Source organism: Streptomyces sp. SudanB182_2057 (genome assembly GCF_964272715.1).
GTDB lineage: Bacteria > Actinomycetota > Actinomycetes > Streptomycetales > Streptomycetaceae > Streptomyces > Streptomyces rubradiris.
Map to the genome: position 1 here is coordinate 2,029,771 of NZ_OZ186798.1, position 24,159 is coordinate 2,053,929.

A 24,159-nucleotide genomic window follows, 5' to 3' on the forward strand; every position below is an offset into this window, starting at 1 on the left:
CCGTTCTTCTCCCGATCCCCCGGGTCCCGCCGTGCTCCTCAGTCTTCCTCGTCCTGGTCCGGCCCGGCGAGGAGGGCCTCCACCACGTCCACGGCGCTGCCGTCGTGGTCGCTGCCGGCGGTGCCGCTGCCGCTCTGGAGGTTGGCCGTGCGGTCGACTTCGAGCCAGGAGTCGGCTTCGGAGTTGTCGATCACGGTGATCAGGCTGTCGGACGCCGCGGCCGGGACGGCACCCGCCCCGAGGAGCGCGGCGGCGACCGCCGCGGCCATCCCGAGCCCGGACACGGCACGGGTCACACGCCCACGCCCTCGGGGACGAGCCGCTCGCGGGCGATGTTGCGCTCCAGCAGGCTGGTGGAGGCCTTCACCCCGACACCGCTCGCGGGATCGACCTCGGGCAGCCGTCCGTCGGCCGCCTTGAGACCGGCGAGCGCGGAGTCCATCGCCTCGTGCGCGGCGAACAGGCACGGGGTGCTGTAGATGGCGACGTCCACGCCGAGGTCGGAAAGCTCGCCGAGGGACAGGCGGGGCGACTTGCCGCCGGCGATCTGGTTGAACAGCAGCGGCTTGTCCCCGACGACCTTCCGGATGCGCTCGATCCACTCGACGCTGCGCACTCCGTCGACCAGCACCACGTCGGCGTCGGTCGCGGCCAGCCGCTCGGCGCGGTGCAGGATGTCGTGCTCGTCCGTGGCGTCCGTACGGGCGACCACGACCAGGTCCTTGCGGGTCTCCAGGACCTTGTTCAGCTTCTCCAGGTACTCCTCCAGGGGCAGTACCTGCTTTCCGTCGGCGTGGCCGCAGCGGCGGGGCCGCTTCTGGTCCTCCAGGATCACCCCGGAGGCGCCGATGCGTTCCAGGCCCTCCACGACGTGGCAGGCGACCTCGGGGTCGACGTACCCGTCGTCGATGTCCACCAGCAGGTGGTGGTGCGGGAAGGCGCCCCGCAGTCGCTGTACGAAGGCCACCATGTCGGGCCAGGCGATGAATCCGATGTCCGGCAGCCCGTAGTACGAGGCCGCGAAGCCGAATCCCGAGACGAACATCCCGTCGTAGTGCTTGGCCGCGATCGACGCCGAGTACATGTCGTACACGCCGATCAGCGGTGTGGTCCCGGGCCCGGCGATGGACTCGCGCAGCTTCTTACCGTAAGACAAGGTCCGGCTCCTTCTGTGGGTGGGTGACGCGGGCAGGATGGGTCACGCGTCTCGACGCCCTTTGCCAAGACGAGAGCATCTCTAGATACACACATGACCATCCCTCTACGCGAGCTTTAGTCACTCCGACGGGGGAACCGGTTCACCGCAGAAACGTTACCGAGTCACCCGGGCGGCCCAATCGAGTCCGCCGTTCAGGTGAGCCAGGAAGTCCGGGTCGCGGTACGCGCCCGCATCGTGGCCAAGGGCTGTGTAAAACACCCGCCCTCCTGCCGGGCCCCGCTCCCGGCACCAGGCCAGCGGATGGTCCGCGCCCATCCCGCCGCCGTCGTACGACGTCTCGTCCGCGCGCAGCAGCAACCGCGCCGGACCGCCCGGGACGCGGTCGAAGTCGTACCACTCGTCGGTGAACTCCCACACCGGCGGCAGATGCCGGGTCGCGGGGTGGCCGGGGTCGGCGACCAGGGCCCGTCCCGGCTGGTAGGCGGGGTGCCGGGTGAAGCGGGCGCCGAGGAGTTCGCCGTAGTACGGCCACTCGTACTCGGTGCAGGCCGCCGCGTGCACCCCGGCGAAGCCGCCGCCCGCCCTCGTGTACCGCTCCAGCCCCGCGCGCCCGGCCGGGGTCAGCACCTCCCCGCTGGTGGACAGGAAGACCACGGCCGCGAACCCGTCCAGCGGGCGTTCGAGGTCCGCGGGGTCCTCGGTGTGCTCCACGGCGAACCCCCCGAACCCCCGCACGGCGGCGACGGCATCCGGGATGGAGTCGTGACGGTAGTCGGCGGTACGGGTGTAGAGGAGGAGACGAGGGGGCATGGCGGGTTCTCCGGGGGGCGGGAGAGCGGCAGCGGGAGTCGCGTGGTGGCGGGCGGAACTCCGGGGCGGCGTAGGTGGTGGGTGAGCGGGAGTCGCCGGGCGACGAACGGGCCGGGGACGGGAAGGGTGGGCCGGTCAACTGCTCCCGGGGACGCTGTTGTCGGGGGCTCCGTCGCCGTTGGGCGGGAGGTCGCCGCGCTGGACGGGGGCCGTCGCCGTGCGGGGCGACGGCAGGAGCGGGACGAGTTCCCCGGGGGTGGGGCGGTGGAGGGCGTCGGCGGCCCGGCGCAGCACGTCGGACGCGACCTTCTCCCCGTACAGGCGCACCACTTGACCCTTCGCAGGTGCCCGGCAGACGTGGTCCCGGGGACAGTCGGCGGCGCTGCCCCGCTCCGCGTACAGGTGCAGGACGGCGCCGTCCTTCGCCCAGTACGCCACGGAGAAGCCGTCGTCGCCGTTCACCCCGATGGACTGCTGCGCGAGCGTGAAGCCGGGTATCTCGGTGACGTAGACGAATTCCGGCGCGATGCCCAACCCCCGTAGGCGCTCGTCCATTTCGGCCTGCCCGGGGGCGGCGGACGCCGGCTGCCGGGAGCTCCCGGCAGCGGAGGCCGTCGGCGCGGTACCGGAGGTCAGCGACTCGGAACCGGTGGCCGCCGGCTCGGGGCCGGAACGCGCCTTCTCGGTGCCGCACGCGGTGAGCAATGCGGGAAGGACGAGGAGCAGCGGCAGGGCGCGTGCGGCACGGATCATGCCGCCCATGGTGCCGCACGGGCATACCGCGGGGCACCGCCGGTCCCGTAACCTCTCGCGGGATGAACGCCATTCCCCCGTTGCTGGATCATCTCGTGCTCGCCGCCCCGGACTTGGACGCGACGGTCGCCGACTTCGCGCGCCGGACCGGGGTCACGCCGGTGCCCGGCGGGGCCCATCCCGGTCTGGGCACCCGGAACCATCTGGTCGGGCTCGGCGGCCGGAGCTATCTGGAGATCATCGGTCCCGACCCGGAGCAGCCGGAGCCCGCCGGGCCACGGCCGTTCGGTGTCGACCGGCTGGCCGGGCCCACCGTGCCGGCCTGGGCGATCAGCCCACCGGACTTGGACGCGGCGATCACCCGCGCCCGGGCACGGGGTGTCGACCCGGGCCCGCCACGGCGGATGAGCCGCCGCACCCCGGACGGCACCGTACTGCGCTGGCGGCTGACCGACTCGGATGCCGGAGCGGTCCCGGATCCGGTGCCGTTCCTGATCGACTGGGGTGACTCCGGGCACCCGGCCGCCTCGGGCCTGCCGGTCACCCCGCTGCTGGCGGTGTCGGCCTCGGTGCCCGACCCGCAGGTGATGCGCGCCCGGCTGGCGGCGCTGGGCACGTCGCTGGATCTGACCGAGGGACCCACCGCGCTCTCCTTCACCGTGGACACTCCGAACGGGCCGGTCGTCTTCGGCTGACCTCTGGCACGCCACTCCTCCCGCGCTAACCGGGCCTGCGTACGCGGTCATCGGACCGGGGGCCGTCGTGGGCGGGACGGTGCCGGTCAGCCGCCCTGGCCCGCGCTGCCGATCGGGCCGACCTTCACCGGCGTGCCGGAGCCGTCCGTGACGGGCAGCGTAGCGGCGCCGGGCCAGCTGAGGGAGACCGACTTCGTCTCGTCCGGCGGGGTCACCACCAGCCCCGTGATACGGACGCCGGAGCCGCCCGAGTCGTTGATCGGGTAGGTGATGCCGAAGGCCACCGACTCACCGTCCTTCAGGACGACCCGGCTCGCCGGCTCACCGGTGCGCTTCGCGGACAGCGATCCGGCGTTGGTCTTCAGGTCGACACCCGCGTAACCCGACATCACGCAGTCCCGGCCGCCGCCGTTCGTGAACTCCACCGCGACGGTGCCGCCCGGGTCGCCGTCGATGGTGTTGTCCATCGCCTTGACCTCCAATTCGTCGGTACGGCACTTGCCGGTCGTGTGCGAGCCGGTCCCGGCGTTCGTGCCCTGTCCCCCGCCCGTCCCGCCGGTCTTCTTCCCGGCGGAGACCGTCGCGCCGTCCTGAGCGGAGCCGCCCGATCCCGAGCCCTCCTTCGCCGCTCCCGTCCCCGAGCCGCCGTCCGCGGAAGCCGATGCGGACGTGGCGGGCGAGGTGCCCTGGCTCGTGGCGTCGCCGTCGCTCGAGCAGGCGGTGAGTGAGAGGCCCGCGACGGCGGCCAGGACCGCGATGGTGATCGTGTTGGCGCGCATGCTGTCATCCTTCGTGTCGGTCGGAGTGCCGGCCCCCGTCGGTCGCGGGCGGGCCTTTCTGACTGCCTAGAGTCGCCCGGCCCGGTTCATCGTTTCCCCCGACTACCCGCTGGTACATCCCTGTTACAGGCAGAGCCCCCGTACGGCACACACCACCGCCGGGCGCACCCCGTCCGCACCAGCACCGCCCCTTTGGTGCTCCCAGACGTGATCCGGCGGGAAAGACGCCGGTCCGAGCGCGGTGTGCCGCACCGCACCGGGCACTCCGCCGGTCCATCCGGGACGGGGGTTCCCCCGCCCTTCCGCGCCCGTCCGCCACAGCCATCCGTTGGGACGGACTCATGACCTGGCGGGCCTTGACCGTGGCGGGTTTCGGAGTGGGTCCGTGCGCGGCCGGGCCGCCGTGACCGGTGTCCGATTCCTTCAAGACCGGCCCGTCGTGCGCTGCCTACGGTGACCGCATGACCGTACGTATCGCCGTGATCAGCCTGGTCAGCTCCGACCTGGCCGCCTCGCTCGCCTTCTACCGCCGCCTCGGGCTGGTGTTCCCCGAGGGAGCCGAGGAACAGCCGCATGTCGAGGCCGAGTTGCCCGGCGGGCTGGTACTCGCCCTGGACACCGAGGAGACCATCCGCTCCTTCCATGCCGGGTGGCGGCCGCCCGCCGGGCCGGGGCGGGTCTCGCTCGCCTTCCGGTGCGGCTCCCCCGCCGAGGTCGACGCCCGGTACGAGGAGCTGGTGGCCGCCGGCCACCACGGGGAGCTGAAGCCGTGGGACGCCTTCTGGGGGCAGCGCTACGCCACCGTGCACGACCCGGACGGCAACCCGGTCGACCTGTTCGCACCGCTACCCGCCCCCGGCGAGTAGCTCCCCGAGCGGCATCCCCGCCAGCCGGCGCACCTCCCGCGCCAGGTGCGGCTGGTCCGCGTAGCCCGCGCGGACCGCCGTCTCCGCGTACGGCGTCCCGGCGCGGGCCAGGGCCAGCGCCCGCCGCAGGCGCAGGATCCGGGCCAGGGTCTTCGGCCCGTACCCGAACGCGGTCAGGCAACGGCGGTGCAACCGGCGCTCACCGATACCGAGTTCGGCGGCCGCCGCCGACACCGGGCGGCCCTCGTCCAGGCACTCCACCAGGCGCCGCAGCAGCGGGTCCGGGGCCTCCGCCTCCGCCGCCCGCTCCAGGGCGATGCCCTCCAGCGCCCTCGCCGGGTCGGGAGCCGCCGCGACCCGGTCGCACAGCCGTCGCACCCTCGCCGCGGGCCAGAGATCGGCCACCTCCACCCGCAGGTCCCTCAGTTCGTGCGCCGGTACGCCGAGCAGCGCGGGCGCGGTGCCGGGGAAGAAGCGGATGCCCGCCCAGGGTCGGTCCGGGCCTTCCGGGGCGTAGGGGCGGGTGTCGGGACCCGCGACCAGCAGTCGGCCCTCGCTCCACAGCAGGTCCATGCAGCCGTCCGGCAGCACCGGCCGGGCGGCGGTACCGGTCGGCGGCTTCGTCCACACGACCGCGCCGGCCAGCCGCGACGCCCGCTCCGTGTACACGGCGGCCAGCCTACGGGGTGCACGACACCCGCGATGGGCCCGGTGCCGCCGCCGGTGCGAGGGCGCCGAACAGCGGCAGCCCGTGGCGTCTTCGGAAGCGGCGGGCGTAGCCGGCGGTGATCCCGGCGGCCAGGGCCAGCAGGGCCAGGGAGACGGCGCGGTCCAGCAGCGGCACCGTGTCGGGCGGCAGCGTGGCGGCGGCGAGGGCGCCCGCGCCGCCGTCGAGGAACTGCTCGGCTCCCCAGAGCAGGGTGAGGGCACGCTGCCCGCGACGGAAGGGGGCGCTGTCCTGCCAGAGTCCGGCCCGGGCGCGGACCGCGTCGCCCCGGTGCATCCGCTGGCCCAGTTGGAAGGCCAGGGGGCTGCGGGTGAAAGCGGTGCCGAGGGCCCAGGCGCCGACCGCGAGGGACAGCGCCGCGTTCTTGAACAGCAGGACCCGGGGGCCGCCGCCGACCAGGGCCACCAGCGCGGCGGCGACGAGCAGCACCGTGAGGAACAGGTCCACACCGTCGATCCGGCGGTGCCGCACGGCTCCGGTGAGCAGGCGCAGGGCCGGCGGTGCGCCGCTGAGCAGCAGGGCCGGGCCCTGATCGGCGCCGAGTGCGCGGGCCGCGTAGTAGACGAGGAGCGGCAGGAGGACGTCCACCGCGAGGGAGAACAGAGGGCCGCGGAGGGTGCCGGGGGGCCTTGGCGGACCGGAGCCAGGGGGCCGCACGGGTCGGGAAGAGTCGGGTGGCCCGGCTGACTCGAGTGTCTTGGGTGGCCCGGGTGGCTCGGGCGGCCCGGACTGCCTCGGCGGCCTGGCCGTTCCGATCAGCCCGGCGGTGCCCATCGCCCCCGCGGTCCCGGCCGGCCTCCCCGTCGTACCGCGCTGTTCCCCGCGTCCCGTCCGCTCCGCCATGTCCGCTGCCTCCTTGCCCCGCGCCGGAGCCATACCGTGCGGTGCTGCGACGGTGACGGCGCCCGGCTGTCCTGCTGCGGCCGGAGGGATCCGGCCTGTGCGATCACGCTAGGCGCGGGGCGGGGGTGGGCGGATCGGAGCACGGGTGGAGTGACGGGTGGAGATTCACAGGACAGGCACCGGCGTCTTCTCCACCGAGAGGTCTATCCGGGACCTGCCCCTGTGGGTGGAGACGGTCGGCCGGTGCCGGTTGGCCGTGGGGGGCCGGGCGGCGCGGAGAGACCGCTCGGCACTCACCACTCGGGACGCGCCGTACTCCTGCCGTCCCCGGCACCGTCCGCGGTACCGCCGCCGCTGCCGTTGATGTCGCCGCTGCCGTTGATGTCGCCGTAGCCGTTGTGGCCCCCGTTCCAGTACTCCCCGCCACCGGCACCGCCGTTGCCCCCGGCCCAGTACCCCCCGGCCCCGCCGAAGCCACCGCTCCCGGTTCCCCCGTTGCCGCCCCCGAAGCCACCGCCCCCGCCGAAGCCGCCTGTGCCTCCACCGGCTCCGCCGGGCCCCCCGCCGCTTCCGGTACCCCCACCGCCGGCGCCGCCCTCAGGGCCCCCGCCGCTCCCGTTCTCCCCGCTTCCCTTCGCGTGCCCGTGTCCGTTCCCGGTCCCGCCCCCGTCGCCGTTCTTCCGGTGCGCGTGATGGGGATTCCGCGCGTGGCTGCGCAGGCGTGCCGTCACGTCCTCCGGAGGGAGGAAGCGGGACCAGCGCTCGGGGAACTCGGAGGGCATGTCGGGGTCGTCGGGGTCGGCCTCGCGGGCCGCCGCCGCGGCGCGGGCCACGTACTCGGCGACCTGTGCCTCCCGCATCCGCTCGTTGGCCTCGCGGGCGGCGGCCGTGGCCGCGGCCGGCCAGACGCGGTCGATGGCCGCGTTCACGGCCGCGCCGACGAGCACGGCGAAGGCGCCCACCCCGATCCACAGCAGCACCGCGACCGCGGCGGCGAGGGAACCGTAGATCGTGGCGCCCTCGATGGTGTACATGAGGTAGATGCGCAGCAGGAAGCTGCCCAGGACCCACATCGCGAGGGCGACCAGCGCGCCGGGCACGTCCTCGATCCACGGGGAGCGCACCGGCACCGAGACGTGGTACAGCGTCGTCAGGAAGGCGATCGACAGGACGATCACGACCGGCCAGTACAGGACCTGGACGACCGTCGCCGACCAGGGCACGATCCGGACCACCGCGTCCGGCCCGGCCACCATCAGCGGCAGCGCCACCGAGCCGATCAGCAGCGCCACGATGAACAGCAGGAACGCCATGATCCGGGTCTTCACGATGCCCCGGACGCCGTCGAGCCCGTACATGACGGTGATGGTGTCGATGAAGACGTTCACCGCGCGCGAGCCCGACCACAGGGCGAACAGGAAACCTATGGAGATGACGTCGGGCCGGCCGCCCTTCATCACGTCGTGCAGGATCGGCTCGGCGATCTCCTTGACGCCCTTGTCGGACAGCACCGTGCGCGACGCGTCGAGGAGGTTGGTCTCAAGGCTGTGGATGGTGTCCGCGCCGGTCCAGTCGTCGACGTAGCCGAGCAGGCCGATCAGGCTCAGCAGCAGCGGCGGCACGGACAGCAGCGTGAAGAACGCCGCCTCCGCCGCCAGGCCGAGGATGCGGTACTCCATGCAGGAGTTGACGGTGTCCTTGAGCAACAGCCAGGCGGTTCTGCGCTTGGAGACGTTCCGGTAGAGAGCTCTGGCCCGGTGGAAGCGGCCGGCCGGGCGCTCGGGGGTTTCACTTGCTGGCTGCACGACCCAAAGGTATCCGCAGCGCGGGACCGCCCTCACCTTCCGGGGCCCGCGACCGGTTCCACGGGGTGGGGTGAGGCGGTTCCGGCCCGCCGCGCGGGTCCGGTGTGTCACCCTGGAAGCCGTCACCGTCACTCCGGAAGCCATCACCTCGGCCTTCCCGGGTAGGTTCCCCGTCATGGCAGGCATCCCCACCCACACCGTGACCAACCAGCCGCCGCCGCTGGTGGGCTACGACGTCTTCACCGCCGACCGCGCCCTCGCCGAGGCCGTCGACCGGTACACCGGCGCGGACGTCCTGGACGACGTGCGCGCGGAGCTGTCCGCGCTGGGCCGGGCCGTGGGTTCGGCGCAGGTGCAGGAGTGGGCGGTGCGGGCGAACGAGCATCCGCCCCGGCTGCGCAGCCACGACCGGTACGGCCACCGGATCGACGAGGTGGAGTTCGACCCGGCCTGGCACCGGCTGCTCGGCAAGGGGGTCTCGGCCGGGCTGGCCGGCGGCGCCTGGACGCGGCCCTCCGGGCAGGTGCGCCGGGCGGCCGGATTCCTGGTGTGGACGCAGGCCGAGGCGGGCACCTGCTGCCCGCTGTCGATGACGCACGCGGCCGTGCCCGCGCTGCGCGCCGACGCGGAGCTGGCCGCCGAGTGGGAACCCCGGCTGGCGTCCACCATCTACGACCCGCGGCTGCGCATGGCCGGACAGAAGCCCGGGGCGCTGTTCGGGATGGGGATGACGGAGAAGCAGGGCGGCAGCGACGTCCGCGCCAACACGACCGCGGCCCGGCCGCTCGCGGAGTCGGGCACGTATCTGCTGACCGGGCACAAGTGGTTCTGCTCGGCGCCGATGTCGGACGCGTTCCTGGTGCTCGCGCAGGCCCCGGGCGGGCTCACCTGCTTCCTGGTGCCGCGCGTCCTGCCGGACGGCGGTCGCAACGTCTTCCTGATCCAGCGGCTGAAGGACAAGCTGGGCAACCGCTCCAACGCCTCCGCCGAGGTCGAGTTCGACGGCACCTGGGCGCGCCGGGTCGGCGAGGAGGGGCACGGCGTGCGCGTGATCATCGGGATGGTCACCGCGACCCGGCTGGACTGCGCGCTCGGCTCGGCGGGCCTGATGCGGCAGGCGGTGGCCCAGGCGGTGCACCACTGCGCGTACCGGGAGGCGTTCGGCGGGAAGCTGATCGACAAGCCGCTGATGCGCAACGTGCTCGCCGATCTGGCGCTGGAGTCGGAGGCGGCGACGGCGCTCGCGCTGCGGCTCGCCGCGGCCTGCGACGACGGCGGGGAGCAGGAGCGGGCGTTCCTGCGGCTGGCGGTGCCGGCCGCCAAGTACTGGATCACCAAGCGGTGCGCGCCGGTGGCCGTGGAGGCGGCCGAGTGCCTCGGCGGCAACGGGTACGTCGAGGAGTCCGGCCTGCCCCGGCTGGTGCGGGAGTCGCCGCTGAACTCCATCTGGGAGGGCGCGGGGAACGTGCAGGCGCTGGACGTGCTGCGGGCGCTGCGCCGGGAGCCGGGCGCGCTGGACGCCTGCCTGACCGAGATCGGCCGGGCGCACGGCGCGGACCACCGGCTGGACCGGGCGGTGAAGGACCTGTTCACCGAACTCGCGGACCTGGAGGGCGTCGAGGGGCGGGCCCGGCGGCTGGTGGAGCGGCTCGCGCTGGTGCTCCAGGGTTCTCTGCTGGTACGGCACGCGCCGCCGGAGGTCGCCGACGCCTTCTGCGCGTCCCGACTGGGCGGTGACCACGGCGCGTCCTTCGGCACCCTGCCGGCGGGCCTGGACCTGGAGTCGGTGGTCGAGCGGGCGCGGCCGGCCTGACCGCCGGACGCCACAGCGCTCCGCTGCCGCCGGACGCCGCGCGTTCCGGCTGCCGCCGGGGACCGTCACGCCCGGCTGTCGTCGGCCGCGGCCACGCCCCGCTGCCGCCGGGGACCGCCCGCCCCGCCACCGCCCGCCGGAAACCGTCACTTTCCGGCTGCCGCCGGGCGCCGTCACGCCCCGCCTGTCGTCGGTCGGGCCGCCGTCGGCAAGGGGTGGTGCTGCGCCGACACGGCACCACCCCCACCGCACGGGCTCGACAAGCCCCCGCGGACGCGCAGTGCGTCGTGGTCAAGTCTCGGCCGCCGCCCGGTGCTTCACCAGGGTTGCAGGGGGTTGCAACTTATGGGGGCACATGCGCGGAGTCTGTGCCTCCGCCATGAGCGGAACGGCACTATGTGAGGACAGTCGGACCGGAAACCGCCGCCCGGACCGCTTGACAAGAGTGTTCGATGTGTTTTCCGGGAGGACCGCAGTGGGGAACCCGCCGATGGATCTGGTGCGCCTGGCCGCGCGGGACGCGGTGCAGGCGGCGCGGGTGCTGAGCGAGGTGCGCGAGGCCGCGCTCGCCGGGCGACGTGCGCGGATCGCGCCCCGCCCGGTGATCGAACAGTCGTGGGACCGGGTGCAGCGCAGCGGTGTCGACCCCGAACGCGACGTGCGCGTCGGGCTGTTGCCCTCGGACGAGGTACGGCGACGACGGGAGGAGTCTCCGCTGCGGCAGGTCCTGCCGGTGCTCCGGGAGGGGCTGCTTTCGGTCGCCGACGTGGCGCAGCACATCATGGTCGTCGCGGACGCCGACGGCCGGGTGCTGTGGCGGGAGGGCGCCTCCCCGGTGCTGCGCAAGGCCGACGGCCTGGGGTTCGAGGTCGGCGCGGACTGGCGGGAGGACGTCGTCGGCACCAACGGGGTGGGCACGCCCGCGGTGGTACGGCGGCCCGTCCAGGTGTTCGCCGCCGAGCACTTCGTACGGTCGCACACGTCCTGGACCTGCACGGGCGCGCCGATCAGCGATCCGCGGGACGGCCGGCTGCTCGGTGTGGTGGATGTCAGCGGCCCGCTGGAGACGATGCATCCGGCGACCCTGGCCTGGGTGGACTCGGTGGCCAAGCTGGCCGAGGCCCGGCTGCGGGAGCTGCACCTGGCGTCGCTGGAGCGGCTGCGGGCGGTGGCGGCGCCGGTGCTGGCCCGGCTGCCCGGGCGGGCGGTGGTGGTGGACCGGGACGGCTGGGCGGCGGCGGTGACCGGGATGCCGTACGTGCGGCGGGTGGCGCTGCCCAAGTCGCTTGCGCCGGGCCACCGTTGGCTGCCCTCGCTGGGCGCGTGCGCGGTGGAGCCGCTGGCCGGCGGATGGCTGCTGCGGGCGGAGGACCGGCCGGCCGCCCCGGACGCGTGCCGGATCGTGCTGGATCTCGCCGGGCGGGACCGGCGCACGGTCACGGTCACCGGCGCGTCGGGTTCCTGGTCGCGGGAGTTGAGCCCGCGCCACGCGGAACTGCTGTTCCTGCTCGCCGAACACCGCGCCGGGCGCGGGGCGGCGGAGCTGGCCGGGGATCTGTTCGACGACCCCTCCCGGACGGTGACCGTACGGGCGGAGATGTCCAGGGTCCGGCGGTATCTCGGGGAACTCCTACGGCATCGGCCGTATCGTTTCCGCGACGATGCGGAAGTGGCGGTCGTGCTGCCGGACGACCCCGGTGACCTGCTCCCGCAGTCGACGGCACCGGCGGTGACGCGGAAACGGAACACCGGTCAGGAAGGCCGTGAGCGAGCGGCCCCGGCGTAGTTCCCGCACGGTTCCCCCGCACTTCCCCACATGGTCTCCGCCTGGTCACCTCCGGTACCGGCCCCCTCCGGCCCGATCCTGCCGTAGCATCCCGTAGGGGCCGCACCACCTGTTCCTCGCGTCAATGTTCGGACCAGCGGGCGCAGTTGGCCGGGCCCCTGGAGGAGAGATGAAGCATCGCGGCAGACACCGGCGGCGCAGGCGGGGCGCGGCCCTGCGTGCCGCCCTGGCCGGGACCGCGCTGGCGCTCACCGCCGCCGCCACCCTGATCAGCACCTCCCAGGCCGGGGTCGCCACGAACCCCGGCGCGCTCACCCCGCTGACCTCCCCGGCGGACACCGGGCGACTGCGGCTCCACGAGCACCTGGTGCCCGCCCGCTCGCTGGACCGGCTCGCCTCCGCGATGGGCCGCCCGGTCGGCGTGGACGCCGTGCTGCGCGACGCCGACCACCGGCTGCGCGAGGCGGACGACTGCTCCGCCGACGACCGCGCGTCCCTGCCGGTCGCCCCCGCCGCCGCCCGCGCCTACTGCTGGGACCCGGCCGACACCGCCGGCGACTGGCGGCCGGCCTCGGTGACCACCTCCGGCGACGCCGACGACGACGGCGTGTGGGGCACCCACCGGGTGATCCTGGCCGGCTGGACGCACAGCGCCACGGCCGGCCGCCCCGGGGAACAGGGCCTCGCCCGGGTGGCCTTCGTGAACGCGGACGACCCCGCGCACCTCGCCTACCGCTGGGTGCTCCCGGTGGTGCCGGTGGACGGCGGCCGCGACTACCGGGGCCTCGCCTCCGGCGTCTCGGGCATGGTCTGGCACCAGGACAAGCTGCTGGTCACCACCACGTCCGGCGGCGGCGACGCGCTCTACGTCTACGACCTCGACCGGATCCAGCGCGCCACGGTCGACGCGCCCGCGATCGGCCGGGTGCCCGGCGGCTGGTCCGCCGGCGGCTACGGCTACGTCCTGCCCGCCGTCGCCTCGTACCGCTTCGCCGCCGGGCCCTGCTCGGCCTCCGGGCCGCCCTGTCCGGGCGCGCTCGCCCTGGACCGCGGCACGGCCCCCGACAGCCTGGTGGCCGCGGAGTGGACCGCGCCGGACGGCGACCGGCGCGCGCGACTGTGGCGGTACCCGTTCGACACCGACCCGGCGCGCCCTGGGCTGCTCGCCACGGACGGCGCGGGGCGGGTGGACGCGGTGGAGGCGTACCGCACCCGGGCGGCCGGCATCCGGGGCGTGCTGTCGTACCGGGAGGCCGGGGCGGACCGGCCGTCCTGGTATGTGGGACGGCTGCCCGGTACGCAGGACGGGCACGGCGGGCTGTGGCGGCAGGACACCGAGCGGACCCGGGAGGCCCGCTGCGGCGCCGACGCCTCGGACCGCTGCTGGGCACGGGACGCGGGCTCCCTGTCCTACTGGCGGGAGACCGGCGAGGTGTGGTCGCTGTCGGACCGCATGCTGTTCGCACTGCCCCTGGCCGGCCTGGACGACTCCCTGGACTGAACCGGCGGCGCCCCACCCGGGCGCGTCGACAGACCAGGTGGCGGGATGATTCCCTGGCCCGCATGAGCAGCGTTCCTGTCACCACGTGGTCCCTGGAGCAGACGTCCCCGGCCGACCTCCTGCCCGCCGCCGCCCCCGACGGCGACGTCCGGATCGTCCGCGCCGAGCTGCCCTCTCCCGAGTTCAGCCGGTTCCTGTACGCCTCGGTGGGCGGCGACATCCGCTGGACCGACCGGCTGGGCTGGACATACGCGCGCTGGCAGGAGTACCTGGAGCGGCCCGGCGTGGAGACCTGGGTGGCCTACGACCGGGGCACCCCGGCCGGTTACGTGGAACTGGAGCCGCAGGACGACGGCGTGGTCGAGATCGTCTACTTCGGGCTGATCCCCGCCTTCCGCGGCCGGCGCGTCGGCGGCCATCTGCTGGCCTACGGCACGGCCCGCGCCTGGGACCTGGCCGAGCGGTGGCCGGGGCGGACGCCGACCAAGCGGGTGTGGCTGCACACGTGCAGCAAGGACGGCGAGCACGCGATGGACAACTACCTGCGGCGGGGCTTCAAGCTGTTCGACACCAAGGTGGAGCCGGAACCGGAGGTGGCCACACCGGGGCCGTGGCCCGGCGCATACCCCGCCTGACCTGCTGGGACAAGCCTTACGGCGGCACATGTGAGCCACACCACCCCTGTTTCACATTCCGAGACATCAATGTCCGGATGACGGACGAAGCTGGACTGTGTCCAGATCGCCGTGACACGCTTCCGTCATGTCCGGAACTGGAATTGCCTTGGTGAGTCGGCGGCACGTCGACCTCGGCCGCATGTCCAGCGCCATCTGTCCGGTGGGCTGACGCCTCCCAGCACCGCCGCACACCCCGTCCCCCTTCCTTCCGCGCAACGCCGCGCACGCCTGCCCGCGTGCGCGCGTCTGTGCAGGTCAGAGCTGATTCCCACCGGTCCCGAAGGACGTACAACCATGGCCGCCACCCCACCGAACCCCGCCGCCTCCGCGCCCCGCCGCAAGGTGAGCCGTCACCGCGGCGAGGGCCAGTGGGCCGCCGGCCACTTCACGCCGCTCAACGGCAACGAGCAGTTCAAGAAGGACGACGACGGTCTCAATGTGCGGACACGCATTGAGACGATCTACTCCAAGCGCGGCTTCGACTCCATCGACCCGAACGACCTGCGCGGCCGGATGCGCTGGTGGGGGCTGTACACCCAGCGCAAGCCCGGGATCGACGGCGGCAAGACCGCGATCCTGGAGCCCGAGGAGCTGGACGACAGCTACTTCATGCTGCGCGTCCGCATCGACGGCGGGGCGCTGACCACGCGGCAGTTGCGGGTCATCGGCGAGATCTCGCAGGAGTTCGCGCGCGGCACCGCGGACATCACCGACCGGCAGAACGTCCAGTACCACTGGATCCGGATCGAGGACGTGCCCGAGATCTGGAACCGGCTGGAGAGCGTGGGCCTGTCCACCGTGACCGCCTGCGGCGACACCCCGCGTGTGATGATCGGTTCGCCGGTGGCGGGCATCGCCGAGGACGAGATCATCGACGCGACTCCGGCGCTGGAGGAGATGAAGCGCCGGGTGCTGAACAACCCGGCGTACTCGAACCTCCCCCGGAAGTTCAAGACGGCCATCTCGGGGTCGCCGCTGCTGGACGTGGTGCACGAGATCAACGACGTCGCGTTCGTCGGCGTGACCCACCCCGAGCACGGCCCCGGCTTCGACGTGTGGGTCGGCGGCGGTCTGTCCACCAACCCCAAGCTCGGTGTGCGGCTGGGCACCTGGGTGCCGATCGACGAGGTGCCGGACGTCTACGAGGGCGTCATCTCGATCTTCCGCGACTACGGCTACCGGCGGCTGCGCAACCGCGCCCGGCTGAAGTTCCTCGTCGCCGACTGGGGCGCGGAGAAGTTCCGGCAGGTGCTGGAGGACGAGTACCTGAACCGCAAGCTGGTCGACGGGCCCGCCCCCGAGCAGCCGGTGCGGCAGTGGCGCGACCACATCGGGGTGCACCGGCAGAAGGACGGCCGGTTCTACGTCGGTTTCGCGCCGCGGGTCGGCCGGGTCGACGGCACCACGCTCACCAAGGTCGCCGACCTCGCCGAGGCGCACGGCTCGGGACGGGTCCGCACCACCGTCGAGCAGAAGATGATCATCCTCGACGTCGAGCAGGACCGGGTCGACTCGCTGGTGGAGGGCCTGGAGGCGCTGGACCTCACCGCCCGCCCGTCCTCCTTCCGGCGCGGCACCATGGCCTGCACCGGCATCGAGTTCTGCAAGCTCGCCATCGTGGAGACCAAGCAGCGCGGCTCCCAGCTGATCGACGAACTGGAGCGCCGCCTGCCGGAGTTCGACGAGCCGCTCACCATCAACCTCAACGGCTGCCCGAACGCCTGCGCCCGCATCCAGGTCGCGGACATCGGCCTCAAGGGGCAGCTCGTCCTGAACGACCGGGGCGAGCAGGTCGAGGGCTACCAGGTGCACCTCGGCGGCGCCCTCGGCCTGGAGGCCGGCTTCGGCCGCAAGGTGCGCGGCCTGAAGGTGACGTCCGAGGAACTGCCCGACTACATCGAGCGGGTGCTGAAGCGCTTCCAGGCCGAACGCGAGGACGGCGAACGGTTCGCGACGTGGGCGGCGCGCGCTTCCGAGGAGGCGCTGTCGTGAGCGAGCGGGCCGCGCCCTTCTACTGCCCCTATTGCGGCGACGAGGACCTGCGCCCGAGCGGCGAGGGTCACGGCGCCTGGGAATGCGGGGCGTGCAACCGCGCATTCCGGCTGAAGTTCCTCGGGCTGCTGGCCCGGGGCGTTCAGCGAGCCGACCACGGAGGGGACGAGCGGATATGACGACCACTCAGGACGAACGGTCCACCGAGGAGTTGAAGGCGCTCGCCGAGCGGGCGGGCCGCGAGCTGGAGGACGCCTCCGCGCTGGAGATCCTCCAGTGGGCGGTGGACACCTTCGGCGACGGGTTCTGCGTCACCTCCTCCATGGAGGACGCCGTGGTCGCCCACCTCGCCTCACGCGTGCGCAAGGGCGTGGACGTCGTCTTCCTGGACACCGGTTACCACTTCCCGGAGACCATCGGCACCCGGGACGCGGTGCAGGCCGTGATGGACGTCAACGTCATCACCCTCACCCCGCGCCAGACGGTCGCCGAACAGGACGCGGAGTACGGCCCGAAGCTGCACGACCGCGACCCCGACCTGTGCTGCAAGCTGCGCAAGGTCAAGCCCCTCGAAGAGGGACTGGCCGGCTACCGGGCATGGGCGACCGGCCTGCGCCGCGACGAGTCCCCGACCCGGGCGAACACCCCCGTCGTCGGCTGGGACGAGAAGCGGCGGAAGGTCAAGGTCTCGCCGATCGCCCGCTGGACCCAGGACGACGTGGACGCCTACATCGCCGAACACGGCGTGCTGGCCAACCCGTTGCTGATGGACGGCTACGCCTCCATCGGCTGCGCCCCGTGCACCCGCAGGGTCCTGGAGGGCGAGGACGCGCGCGCCGGCCGCTGGGCGGGACGCGCCAAGACCGAGTGCGGGCTGCACGGATGACGAACGACCAGACCCAGGAGATGCACGTGACGACCGGAGCCACCGTCTGGCTCACGGGTCTGCCGAGCGCCGGCAAGACCACCATCGCGTACGAGCTGGCGGACCGGCTGCGTGCCGGGGGCCACCGCGTCGAGGTGCTCGACGGCGACGAGATCCGCGAGTTCATCTCGGCCGGGCTCGGCTTTTCCCGCGAGGACCGGCACACCAACGTCCAGCGCATCGGCTTCGTCGCCGAACTGCTCGCCCGCAACGGCGTCAAGGCGCTGGTGCCGGTGATCGCGCCGTACGCGGACAGCCGGGAGGCGGTGCGCAAGCGGCACGCGGAGAACGGGACGCCGTATCTGGAGATCCATGTGGCGACCCCCGTCGAGGTGTGCAGCGTGCGCGATGTGAAGGGGCTGTACGCCAAGCAGGCAGCGGGCGAGCTGTCCGGGCTCACCGGGGTCGACGACCCGTACGAGGAGCCCGAGACGCCCGACCTGCGGATCGAGTCGCAGCACCAGACGGTCCAGGAGTCCGCGGCGTCGGTGTACGCGCTGCTGAGCGAGAGGGGACTGGCATGACCACGGTCGCCAAGACGGAAGGCGGCACGGAGAGCCCGTACGCCCTGTCGCACCTGGACGCGCTGGAGTCCGAGGCGGTGCACATCTTCCGCGAGGTGGCGGGCGAGTTCGAGAACCCGGTGATCCTGTTCTCCGGCGGCAAGGACTCCATCGTCATGCTGCACCTCGCGCTGAAGGCGTTCGCCCCGGCCGCGGTCCCCTTCTCCCTGCTGCACGTGGACACGGGACACAACTTCCCGGAAGTCCTCCAGTACCGGGACGGTGTGGTGGCCGCGCACGGGCTGCGCCTCCACGTGGCCTCGGTCCAGGACTACATCGACCGCGGTGTGCTCAAGGAGCGTCCCGACGGCACCCGCAACCCGCTCCAGACGCTCCCGCTCACCGAGAAGATCCAGAGCGAGAAGTTCGACGCGGTCTTCGGCGGCGGCCGGCGCGACGAGGAGAAGGCCCGCGCCAAGGAGCGCGTGTTCTCCCTGCGCGACGAGTTCTCCCAGTGGGACCCGCGCCGCCAGCGCCCGGAGCTGTGGAACCTGTACAACGGCCGGCACGCCCCCGGCGAGCACGTCCGCGTCTTCCCGCTGTCCAACTGGACCGAGCTGGACGTGTGGCAGTACATCGCCCGCGAGGACATCGAGCTGCCGCAGATCTACTACGCGCACGAGCGCGAGGTCTTCCAGCGTTCCGGCATGTGGCTGACCGCGGGCGAGTGGGGCGGCCCGAAGGACGGCGAGACCGTCGAGAAGCGGCGGGTGCGCTACCGCACCGTCGGCGACATGTCCTGCACCGGCGCGGTCGACTCCGACGCCGACACCATCGAGAAGGTCATCGCCGAGATCGCGGCGTCCCGGCTGACCGAGCGCGGCGCGACCCGCGCCGACGACAAGCTGTCCGAGGCCGCGATGGAAGACCGCAAGCGCGAGGGGTACTTCTAGGCATGAGCACGACCACGACCGAGGCGCTCTCGGCCACCACCCTGCTGCGGTTCGCCACCGCCGGCTCCGTCGACGACGGCAAGTCCACCCTCGTCGGGCGGCTGCTGCACGACTCCAAGTCGGTCCTCGCCGACCAACTGGAGGCCGTGGAGCGGGTGTCCGCCTCCCGCGGCCAGGACGGCCCGGACCTCGCCCTCCTCACCGACGGCCTGCGCGCCGAGCGGGAGCAGGGCATCACCATCGACGTCGCCTACCGCTACTTCGCCACGCCCCGGCGCCGGTTCATCCTCGCCGACACCCCCGGCCATGTGCAGTACACCCGGAACATGGTCACCGGCGCCTCCACCGCCGAGCTGACGGTCATCCTGGTCGACGCCCGCAACGGCGTGGTCGAGCAGACCCGCCGGCACGCGGCCATCGCCGCCCTGCTGCGCGTCCCGCACGTCGTGCTGGCCGTGAACAAGATGGACCTCGTCGAGTACGAGGAGCGGGTCTTCGCGGCGATCGCCGAGGAGTTCACGGCGTACGCGACCGAGCTGGGCGTCCCGGAGGTCACCGCGATACCGATCTCGGCGCTGGCCGGGGACAACGTGGTGGAGCCCAGCGCGAACATGGACTGGTACGGCGGTCCCACCGTGCTGGAGCACCTGGAGACCGTGCCGGTCAGCCACGACCTGGCGCACTGCCACGCGCGGCTGCCCGTGCAGTACGTGATCCGGCCGCAGACCGCCGAGCACCCCGACTACCGGGGCTACGCGGGCCAGATCGCGGCCGGCACCTTCCGGGTCGGCGAGGAGGTCACGGTCCTGCCGTCCGGGCGGACCACCCGGATCGCCGGCCTCGACCTGCTGGGCAAGCCGGTCGACGTGGCCTGGACGACGCAGTCGGTGACGGTGCTGCTCCAGGACGACATCGACGTCTCGCGCGGCGACCTGATCGTGCCGACGAAGGACGCCCCGGCCACCACGCAGGACGTGGAGGCGACCGTCTGCCACGTCGCCGACGCGCCCCTCACCGTGGGCCACCGGGTGCTGCTCAAGCACGGCACCCGCACGGTCAAGGCGATCGTGAAGGACATCCCGTCCCGGCTCACGCTCGACGACCTGTCCCTGCACCCGCACCCGGGGCAGCTCGTCGCCAACGACATCGGCCGGGTGAAGATCCGTACCGCCGAGCCGCTGCCGGTCGACTCCTACGCCGACTCGCGCCGCACCGGCTCGTTCATCCTGATCGACCCCGCCGACGGCACCACGCTGACCGCAGGCATGGTCGGCGAGTCGTTCGCCGCCCCGGAGCCGGTCAAGGACACGGCCGACGACGGCTGGGACTTCTGACATGAGGACGCCCGACGTCTACTCGACGTTCGCCAAGGAGGGCGGCCGCGTCGGCAGCGGCGCCCTCGGCAGCGGGCAGGGCGGAGTGGCGCGATGTGTGCGCTGACGTACGCGCACCGCTCGCGCGCCCGCTCCCCCCACCCGGCGTCGTCCCGGAAGCGACGAAGACCTCCAGCCGAACTCCCGGCCACGACCTGAGAGACCGTGACCGCCGGGCCAACGAGAGGAAACCCTCCCGTGCCTGCCATCAGCTCATCGCTCCTGCGCCGCGGCACAGCGGCCCTCGCCGCTCTTCCCCTGCTCGCGCTGGCCGCCTGCGGCTACGGCTCCGAGGCCAAGGACGACGGCACCGCCAAGATCGCCGCCGGCGCCGAGAAGACCGACGGGCTCGACTCCGTCAAGATCGGGTACTTCGGCAACCTGACCCACGGCACCGCGCTGGTCGGCGTGCAGAAGGGCTTCTTCCAGAAGGAGCTGGGCGCCACCGCGGTCAAGCCCGCCGTCTTCAACGCCGGCCCGTCCGAGATCGAGGCCCTCAACGCCGGCTCCATCGACATCGGCTGGATCGGCCCGTCCCCGGCCATCAACGGCTACACCAAGTCCAACGGCAAAAGCCTGAGGATCATCGGCGGTTCGGCCTCCGGCGGGGTGAAGCTGGTCGTCAACCCGGCGCGGATCAAGTCCCTGAAGGACGTCGAGGGCAAGAAGATAGCCACGCCCCAGCTCGGCAACACGCAGGACGTGGCGTTCCTCAACTGGGCCGCCGACCAGGGCTGGAAGGTCGACGCGCAGAGCGGCAAGGGTGATGTCACCGTCGTCCGCACGGACAACAAGATCATGCCGGACGCCTACAAGTCCGGCTCGATCGACGGCGCGTGGGTGCCGGAGCCGACCGCGTCGAAGCTGGTCTCCGAGGGCGCCAAGGTGCTCCTGGACGAGGCGACGCTCTGGCCGGAGAAGAAGTTCGTGATCACGAACATCATCGTGCGGCAGGACTTCCTGAAGGACCACCCGAAGGCGGTCGAGGCCGTGCTGAAGGCGTCGGTCGAGACCAACAAGTGGATCAACGCCCACCCAGACGAGGCGAAGGCCGCCGCGAACCAGCGGCTGGCGACGGACTCCGGCAAGGCGCTCCCGGCGAAGATCCTCGACCCGGCCTGGAAGTCCATCCAGTTCACCGACGACCCGCTGGCCGCCACCCTCGACACCGAGGCCGAGCACGCGGTCAAGGCCGGCCTGCTGGAGAAGCCGGACCTGAAGGGGATCTACGACCTGACGCTCCTCAACAAGGTCCTCAAGGCCGAGGGCCGTCCCGCGGTCGACGCCGCCGGCCTCGGCACCAGCTGACGCCCCCGACCGACGCGTCCCCAGGAGGTGACGACCATGGCCACGACCCTCGCCAAGGCCGACGAGACCGTCGAGTTCGCGGCACGCCTTGAGCACGTCTCGAAGTCCTTCGCGGCCCCGGGCGGGCAGCAGCTCGTCCTGGACGACATCAGCATCGATGTCGCGCCGGGTGAGTTCGTCACCCTCCTGGGGGCCTCGGGCTGCGGCAAGTCCACGCTGCTGAACCTGGTGGCGGGCCTGGACCGGCCGAGCGCCGGCTCCATCACCACGGACGGCCGGCCCGCCCTGATGTTCCAGGAACACGCCCTGTTCCCCTGGCTGACCGCGGGCAAGAACATCGAACTCGCCCTCAAGCTGCGGGGCGTTCCCAAGCCCGACCGGCGCGACAAGGCCGAGGAACTGCTCGAACTGGTGCGGCTGAAGGGCGCCCACGGCAAGCGGGTGCACGAGCTGTCCGGCGGTATGCGCCAGCGGGTGGCGATGGCCCGCGCGCTGGCCCAGGAGAGCAACATGCTGCTGATGGACGAGCCGTTCGCCGCGCTCGACGCCATCACGCGGGACGTGCTGCACGACGAGCTGACCCGTATCTGGGCGGAGACCGGGCTCTCCGTCCTGTTCGTCACGCACAACGTGCGCGAGGCGGTGCGGCTCGCGCAGCGGGTGGTCCTGCTGTCCTCCCGTCCGGGCCGGATCGCGCGCGAGTGGCGCGTGGACCTGCCGCAGCCGCGCCGCATCGAGGACGCGCCCGTGGCCGAACTGTCCCTTGAGATAACCGAAGTACTGCGTGGGGAGATCCGCCGCCATGGCCAGCACTGAGACGACACCGGTCCAGGACGCCGGGAGCGTCGAGGCCGGCCTGGACGCGCTGGAGACCACGACCACGGGCCGCCCCCCGCTGCGCGAGACCCTCGTCAACAAGATCCTGCCGCCGGTCGTCGCCATCGCGGTGGTGATGGTGGTCTGGTACATCCTGTACCCGGTCGTGGACGACCCGACGAAGCTGCCCTCGCCGGGCGCGGTGGGAGCCGCGTTCCGGGACGCCTGGCTCCAGGGCGAGCTGCTCGGCTACATCTGGACCAGTGTCTCGCGCGGTCTGCTGGGCTTCGCGTTCGCGCTGGTCATCGGCACCCCGCTGGGTCTGCTGGTGGCCCGGGTGAAGTTCGTGCGCGCGGCCATCGGCCCGATCCTGTCCGGGCTCCAGTCGCTGCCGTCGGTGGCGTGGGTGCCGCCGGCGGTGATCTGGCTGGGCCTGGACAACTCGATGATGTACGCGGTGATCCTGCTCGGCGCCGTGCCGTCCATCGCCAACGGTCTGGTGTCCGGCGTCGACCAGGTGCCGCCGCTGTTCCTGCGCGCGGGCCGCACCATGGGCGCCACGGGCGCCAAGGGCGTCTGGTACGTCACCCTGCCGGCCTCGCTGCCCGGCTATGTGGCGGGTCTGAAGCAGGGCTGGGCGTTCTCCTGGCGTTCGCTGATGGCCGCGGAGATCATCGCGCAGTTCCCCGACCTCGGCGTGGGCCTCGGCCAGTTGCTGGAGAACGGCCGCACCGCCAGCGACATGGCGATGGTGTTCGAGGCGATCCTGCTGATCCTGTTCGTCGGCATCGCCATAGATCTGCTGATCTTCAGTCCGCTGGAGCGGTGGGTGCTGCGCAGCCGCGGCCTGCTGGTGAAGAGCTGACGTCCCATGCGCACCAGGCCGGTTCTCCTCGTCATCGCCCACGGCAGCCGTGACCCGCGGCACGCGGCGACCGTGCACGCCCTCGTGGAGCGGGTGCGGTCGCTGCGGCCCGGGCTGCGCGTGGAGACCGGCTTCCTGGACTTCAACGTCCCGACGGTGCACGGGGTGCTGGAGTCGCTGGCGGCGGAGGGCGTCCGGGATGTGATCGCCCTGCCGCTGCTGCTGACCCGTGCGTTCCACGCCAAGGCCGACATCCCGGCCGTGCTGCGGGACGCCCCGGCGCGGCTGCGGATCCGGCAGGCGGAGGTGCTCGGCCCGTCGCCGCTGCTGCTGTCCGCGCTGGAACGGCGGCTGTACGAGGCGGGGCTGACGCCCGCCGACAAGTCCTCGACCGGGGTCGTGCTTGCCTCGGCGGGGTCCTCCGACCCGGAGGCGATCGCAGTGATCGCTGATATCGCGCGGGAGTGGCGGCACACCGGTTGGTGCGCCGTGCGGCCTGCGTTCGCCTCCGCATCCCTTCCCCGCACCGAGGACGCGGTGCGGGAGCTGCGGCGGCTCGGCTGCGCGCGGGTCGCCGTGGCACCGTATGTGCTGGCCCCCGGCTTCCTGCCGGACCGGATCGCGCGCGGCGCGGCGGAGGCCGATGTGTGCGCCGAAGTGCTGGGAGCGGCACCGGAGGTCGCCCGCGTGCTGCTGGAGCGCTACGACCGGGCCCGGCGGCCGGCTCTGACGGCACTCGGCGCGTGACGCCCGGGCCGGTCGCCCCGGCCTCCCCGGCCTGACCGCGGCCGGCCTCGCGGGTGGGCCGGGCGTGGGCGGTCAGAGATCGAGGGCGTGCAGCAGGTGCCGGGTGTAGTCGAGGCTGGCGGTGCCGGCCGAGGCGGCGATGGCGATCGTCTCCAGTGCGGAGCGGATCCGGCCCCGGTTGGGCGGCAGGCCGTCGTCGGCGGACTGCGCCAGCTGCTCCTGGATGGTCTCGCCGCTGCTCACCAGCCCGGGATACTCGGCGCGCAGCGCCTCGGTGAGCCGGTCGGCGGCCTCCATCAGGGTCTCCAGGTCCGGGGTGCGGTCGCCGTAGCGGGCCGGGCCGTTGACGTTTCCGAAGTTGTATGTGCTCATGTCCTGTCCTCGCTCGCGGGCCGGAGGAGCCGTCGGGCGGCCGGGGCCGCAGACGTCACCGATGTCGTGGGTGCGCGCCGCCGGCCGGTAG

25 protein-coding genes and 1 pseudogene are annotated in these 24,159 nt (G+C 72.9%); 17 read left to right on the plus strand and 9 right to left on the minus strand.

Annotated elements, in window-relative coordinates:
* Positions 1 to 38: 38 nt before the first annotated feature.
* The 4 genes from ACSURM_RS08530 to ACSURM_RS08545 all read right to left on the minus strand — a co-directional run bounded on the left by ACSURM_RS08530 (position 39) and on the right by ACSURM_RS08545 (position 2,722).
* The gene (locus ACSURM_RS08530; protein ID WP_359041882.1) at positions 39 to 296 is read right to left on the minus strand and encodes a hypothetical protein; all 258 of its coding nucleotides are present in this window, start codon (positions 294 to 296) and stop codon (positions 39 to 41) included.
* Positions 293 to 1,156, minus strand: a complete 864-nt coding sequence (locus tag ACSURM_RS08535) for an isocitrate lyase/PEP mutase family protein (protein WP_436954365.1) — start codon at positions 1,154 to 1,156, stop codon at positions 293 to 295. Before ACSURM_RS08535 ends, ACSURM_RS08530 begins: the two co-directional genes overlap by 4 nt.
* Before the next feature lie 156 nt (positions 1,157 to 1,312).
* Positions 1,313 to 1,969: a ThuA domain-containing protein gene (locus tag ACSURM_RS08540; RefSeq protein ID WP_436954366.1), complete on the minus strand. Its 657-nt coding sequence runs from the start codon at positions 1,967 to 1,969 to the stop codon at positions 1,313 to 1,315.
* 135 nt (positions 1,970 to 2,104) lie between these two features.
* Positions 2,105 to 2,722, minus strand: a complete 618-nt coding sequence (locus ACSURM_RS08545) for a membrane lipoprotein (protein WP_436954367.1) — start codon at positions 2,720 to 2,722, stop codon at positions 2,105 to 2,107.
* 62 nt (positions 2,723 to 2,784) lie between these two features.
* On the opposite strand from ACSURM_RS08545, the gene ACSURM_RS08550 reads away from it, so the two are divergent.
* Complete coding sequence (locus tag ACSURM_RS08550) at positions 2,785 to 3,417, plus strand: VOC family protein (protein ID WP_436954368.1); 633 nt, start codon at positions 2,785 to 2,787, stop codon at positions 3,415 to 3,417.
* An 86-nt stretch (positions 3,418 to 3,503) separates the two neighbouring features.
* On the opposite strand, the gene ACSURM_RS08555 is transcribed toward ACSURM_RS08550, so the two are convergent.
* Complete coding sequence (locus tag ACSURM_RS08555) at positions 3,504 to 4,196, minus strand: DUF4232 domain-containing protein (RefSeq protein ID WP_436954369.1); 693 nt, start codon at positions 4,194 to 4,196, stop codon at positions 3,504 to 3,506.
* 461 nt (positions 4,197 to 4,657) lie between these two features.
* Here ACSURM_RS08555 and ACSURM_RS08560 point away from each other — a divergent pair, with 461 nt between their 5' ends.
* Positions 4,658 to 5,062 carry a VOC family protein gene (locus ACSURM_RS08560; RefSeq protein ID WP_436954370.1) on the plus strand — a complete coding sequence of 135 codons (405 nt, stop codon included), beginning with the start codon at positions 4,658 to 4,660 and terminating at the stop codon, positions 5,060 to 5,062.
* Here the strand turns inward: ACSURM_RS08560 and ACSURM_RS08565 are convergent.
* The 3 genes and pseudogenes from ACSURM_RS08565 to ACSURM_RS08575 all read right to left on the minus strand — a co-directional run.
* Positions 5,042 to 5,731, minus strand: a complete 690-nt coding sequence (locus tag ACSURM_RS08565) for a helix-turn-helix domain-containing protein (RefSeq protein ID WP_436954371.1) — start codon at positions 5,729 to 5,731, stop codon at positions 5,042 to 5,044. The two genes, ACSURM_RS08560 and ACSURM_RS08565, sit on opposite strands and share 21 nt — an antisense overlap.
* Before the next feature lie 10 nt (positions 5,732 to 5,741).
* Complete coding sequence (locus tag ACSURM_RS08570) at positions 5,742 to 6,665, minus strand: VC0807 family protein (protein ID WP_436954372.1); 924 nt, start codon at positions 6,663 to 6,665, stop codon at positions 5,742 to 5,744.
* Between the two features lie 638 nt (positions 6,666 to 7,303).
* A pseudogene (locus tag ACSURM_RS08575) lies at positions 7,304 to 8,437 on the minus strand (YihY/virulence factor BrkB family protein); the annotation flags it as partial.
* Between the two features lie 175 nt (positions 8,438 to 8,612).
* On the opposite strand from ACSURM_RS08575, the gene ACSURM_RS08580 reads away from it, so the two are divergent.
* The 15 genes from ACSURM_RS08580 to ACSURM_RS08650 all read left to right on the plus strand — a co-directional run bounded on the left by ACSURM_RS08580 (position 8,613) and on the right by ACSURM_RS08650 (position 23,696).
* Positions 8,613 to 10,250: an acyl-CoA dehydrogenase family protein gene (locus ACSURM_RS08580; protein ID WP_436954373.1), complete on the plus strand. Its 1,638-nt coding sequence runs from the start codon at positions 8,613 to 8,615 to the stop codon at positions 10,248 to 10,250.
* 490 nt (positions 10,251 to 10,740) lie between these two features.
* Positions 10,741 to 12,036 (plus strand): GAF domain-containing protein, encoded by a 1,296-nt coding sequence (locus ACSURM_RS08585; RefSeq protein ID WP_436954374.1) that lies wholly within the window; start codon positions 10,741 to 10,743, stop codon positions 12,034 to 12,036.
* Between the two features lie 169 nt (positions 12,037 to 12,205).
* Positions 12,206 to 13,537 (plus strand): hypothetical protein, encoded by a 1,332-nt coding sequence (locus tag ACSURM_RS08590; protein ID WP_436954375.1) that lies wholly within the window; start codon positions 12,206 to 12,208, stop codon positions 13,535 to 13,537.
* 62 nt (positions 13,538 to 13,599) lie between these two features.
* The gene (locus ACSURM_RS08595; RefSeq protein ID WP_436954376.1) at positions 13,600 to 14,172 is read left to right on the plus strand and encodes a GNAT family N-acetyltransferase; all 573 of its coding nucleotides are present in this window, start codon (positions 13,600 to 13,602) and stop codon (positions 14,170 to 14,172) included.
* A gap of 127 nt (positions 14,173 to 14,299) precedes the next feature.
* A complete protein-coding gene (locus ACSURM_RS08600) occupies positions 14,300 to 14,383 on the plus strand; it encodes a putative leader peptide (RefSeq protein ID WP_350969053.1) in 84 nt (27 codons plus the stop codon).
* 125 nt (positions 14,384 to 14,508) lie between these two features.
* Positions 14,509 to 16,206 carry a nitrite/sulfite reductase gene (locus tag ACSURM_RS08605; protein ID WP_436954377.1) on the plus strand — a complete coding sequence of 566 codons (1,698 nt, stop codon included), beginning with the start codon at positions 14,509 to 14,511 and terminating at the stop codon, positions 16,204 to 16,206.
* Positions 16,203 to 16,385: a hypothetical protein gene (locus tag ACSURM_RS08610; RefSeq protein WP_359041896.1), complete on the plus strand. Its 183-nt coding sequence runs from the start codon at positions 16,203 to 16,205 to the stop codon at positions 16,383 to 16,385. The genes ACSURM_RS08605 and ACSURM_RS08610 overlap by 4 nt, the downstream gene beginning before the upstream one ends.
* Positions 16,382 to 17,092: a phosphoadenylyl-sulfate reductase gene (locus tag ACSURM_RS08615; RefSeq protein WP_436954378.1), complete on the plus strand. Its 711-nt coding sequence runs from the start codon at positions 16,382 to 16,384 to the stop codon at positions 17,090 to 17,092. Before ACSURM_RS08610 ends, ACSURM_RS08615 begins: the two co-directional genes overlap by 4 nt.
* Positions 17,093 to 17,118: 26 nt before the next feature.
* On the plus strand, positions 17,119 to 17,655 hold the full coding sequence (cysC, locus tag ACSURM_RS08620; protein ID WP_359042087.1) for an adenylyl-sulfate kinase: 537 nt from the start codon (positions 17,119 to 17,121) through the stop codon (positions 17,653 to 17,655).
* Positions 17,652 to 18,587: a sulfate adenylyltransferase subunit CysD gene (gene cysD / locus ACSURM_RS08625; RefSeq protein WP_436954379.1), complete on the plus strand. Its 936-nt coding sequence runs from the start codon at positions 17,652 to 17,654 to the stop codon at positions 18,585 to 18,587. Before cysC ends, cysD begins: the two co-directional genes overlap by 4 nt.
* 2 nt (positions 18,588 to 18,589) lie before the next feature.
* On the plus strand, positions 18,590 to 19,921 hold the full coding sequence (locus ACSURM_RS08630) for a sulfate adenylyltransferase subunit 1 (protein WP_436954380.1): 1,332 nt from the start codon (positions 18,590 to 18,592) through the stop codon (positions 19,919 to 19,921).
* Positions 19,922 to 20,158: 237 nt separating this feature from the next.
* Positions 20,159 to 21,268 (plus strand): aliphatic sulfonate ABC transporter substrate-binding protein, encoded by a 1,110-nt coding sequence (locus tag ACSURM_RS08635; RefSeq protein ID WP_436954381.1) that lies wholly within the window; start codon positions 20,159 to 20,161, stop codon positions 21,266 to 21,268.
* Positions 21,269 to 21,304: 36 nt separating this feature from the next.
* Positions 21,305 to 22,084 carry an ABC transporter ATP-binding protein gene (locus ACSURM_RS08640; protein WP_436954382.1) on the plus strand — a complete coding sequence of 260 codons (780 nt, stop codon included), beginning with the start codon at positions 21,305 to 21,307 and terminating at the stop codon, positions 22,082 to 22,084.
* Positions 22,071 to 22,949 (plus strand): ABC transporter permease, encoded by an 879-nt coding sequence (locus ACSURM_RS08645; protein WP_436954383.1) that lies wholly within the window; start codon positions 22,071 to 22,073, stop codon positions 22,947 to 22,949. Before ACSURM_RS08640 ends, ACSURM_RS08645 begins: the two co-directional genes overlap by 14 nt.
* 6 nt (positions 22,950 to 22,955) lie before the next feature.
* Complete coding sequence (locus ACSURM_RS08650) at positions 22,956 to 23,696, plus strand: sirohydrochlorin chelatase (RefSeq protein ID WP_436954384.1); 741 nt, start codon at positions 22,956 to 22,958, stop codon at positions 23,694 to 23,696.
* A gap of 72 nt (positions 23,697 to 23,768) precedes the next feature.
* Here the strand turns inward: ACSURM_RS08650 and ACSURM_RS08655 are convergent, their stop codons facing one another.
* Complete coding sequence (locus ACSURM_RS08655; RefSeq protein ID WP_436954385.1) at positions 23,769 to 24,068, minus strand: hypothetical protein; 300 nt, start codon at positions 24,066 to 24,068, stop codon at positions 23,769 to 23,771.
* Between the last annotated feature and the right edge of the window lie 91 nt (positions 24,069 to 24,159).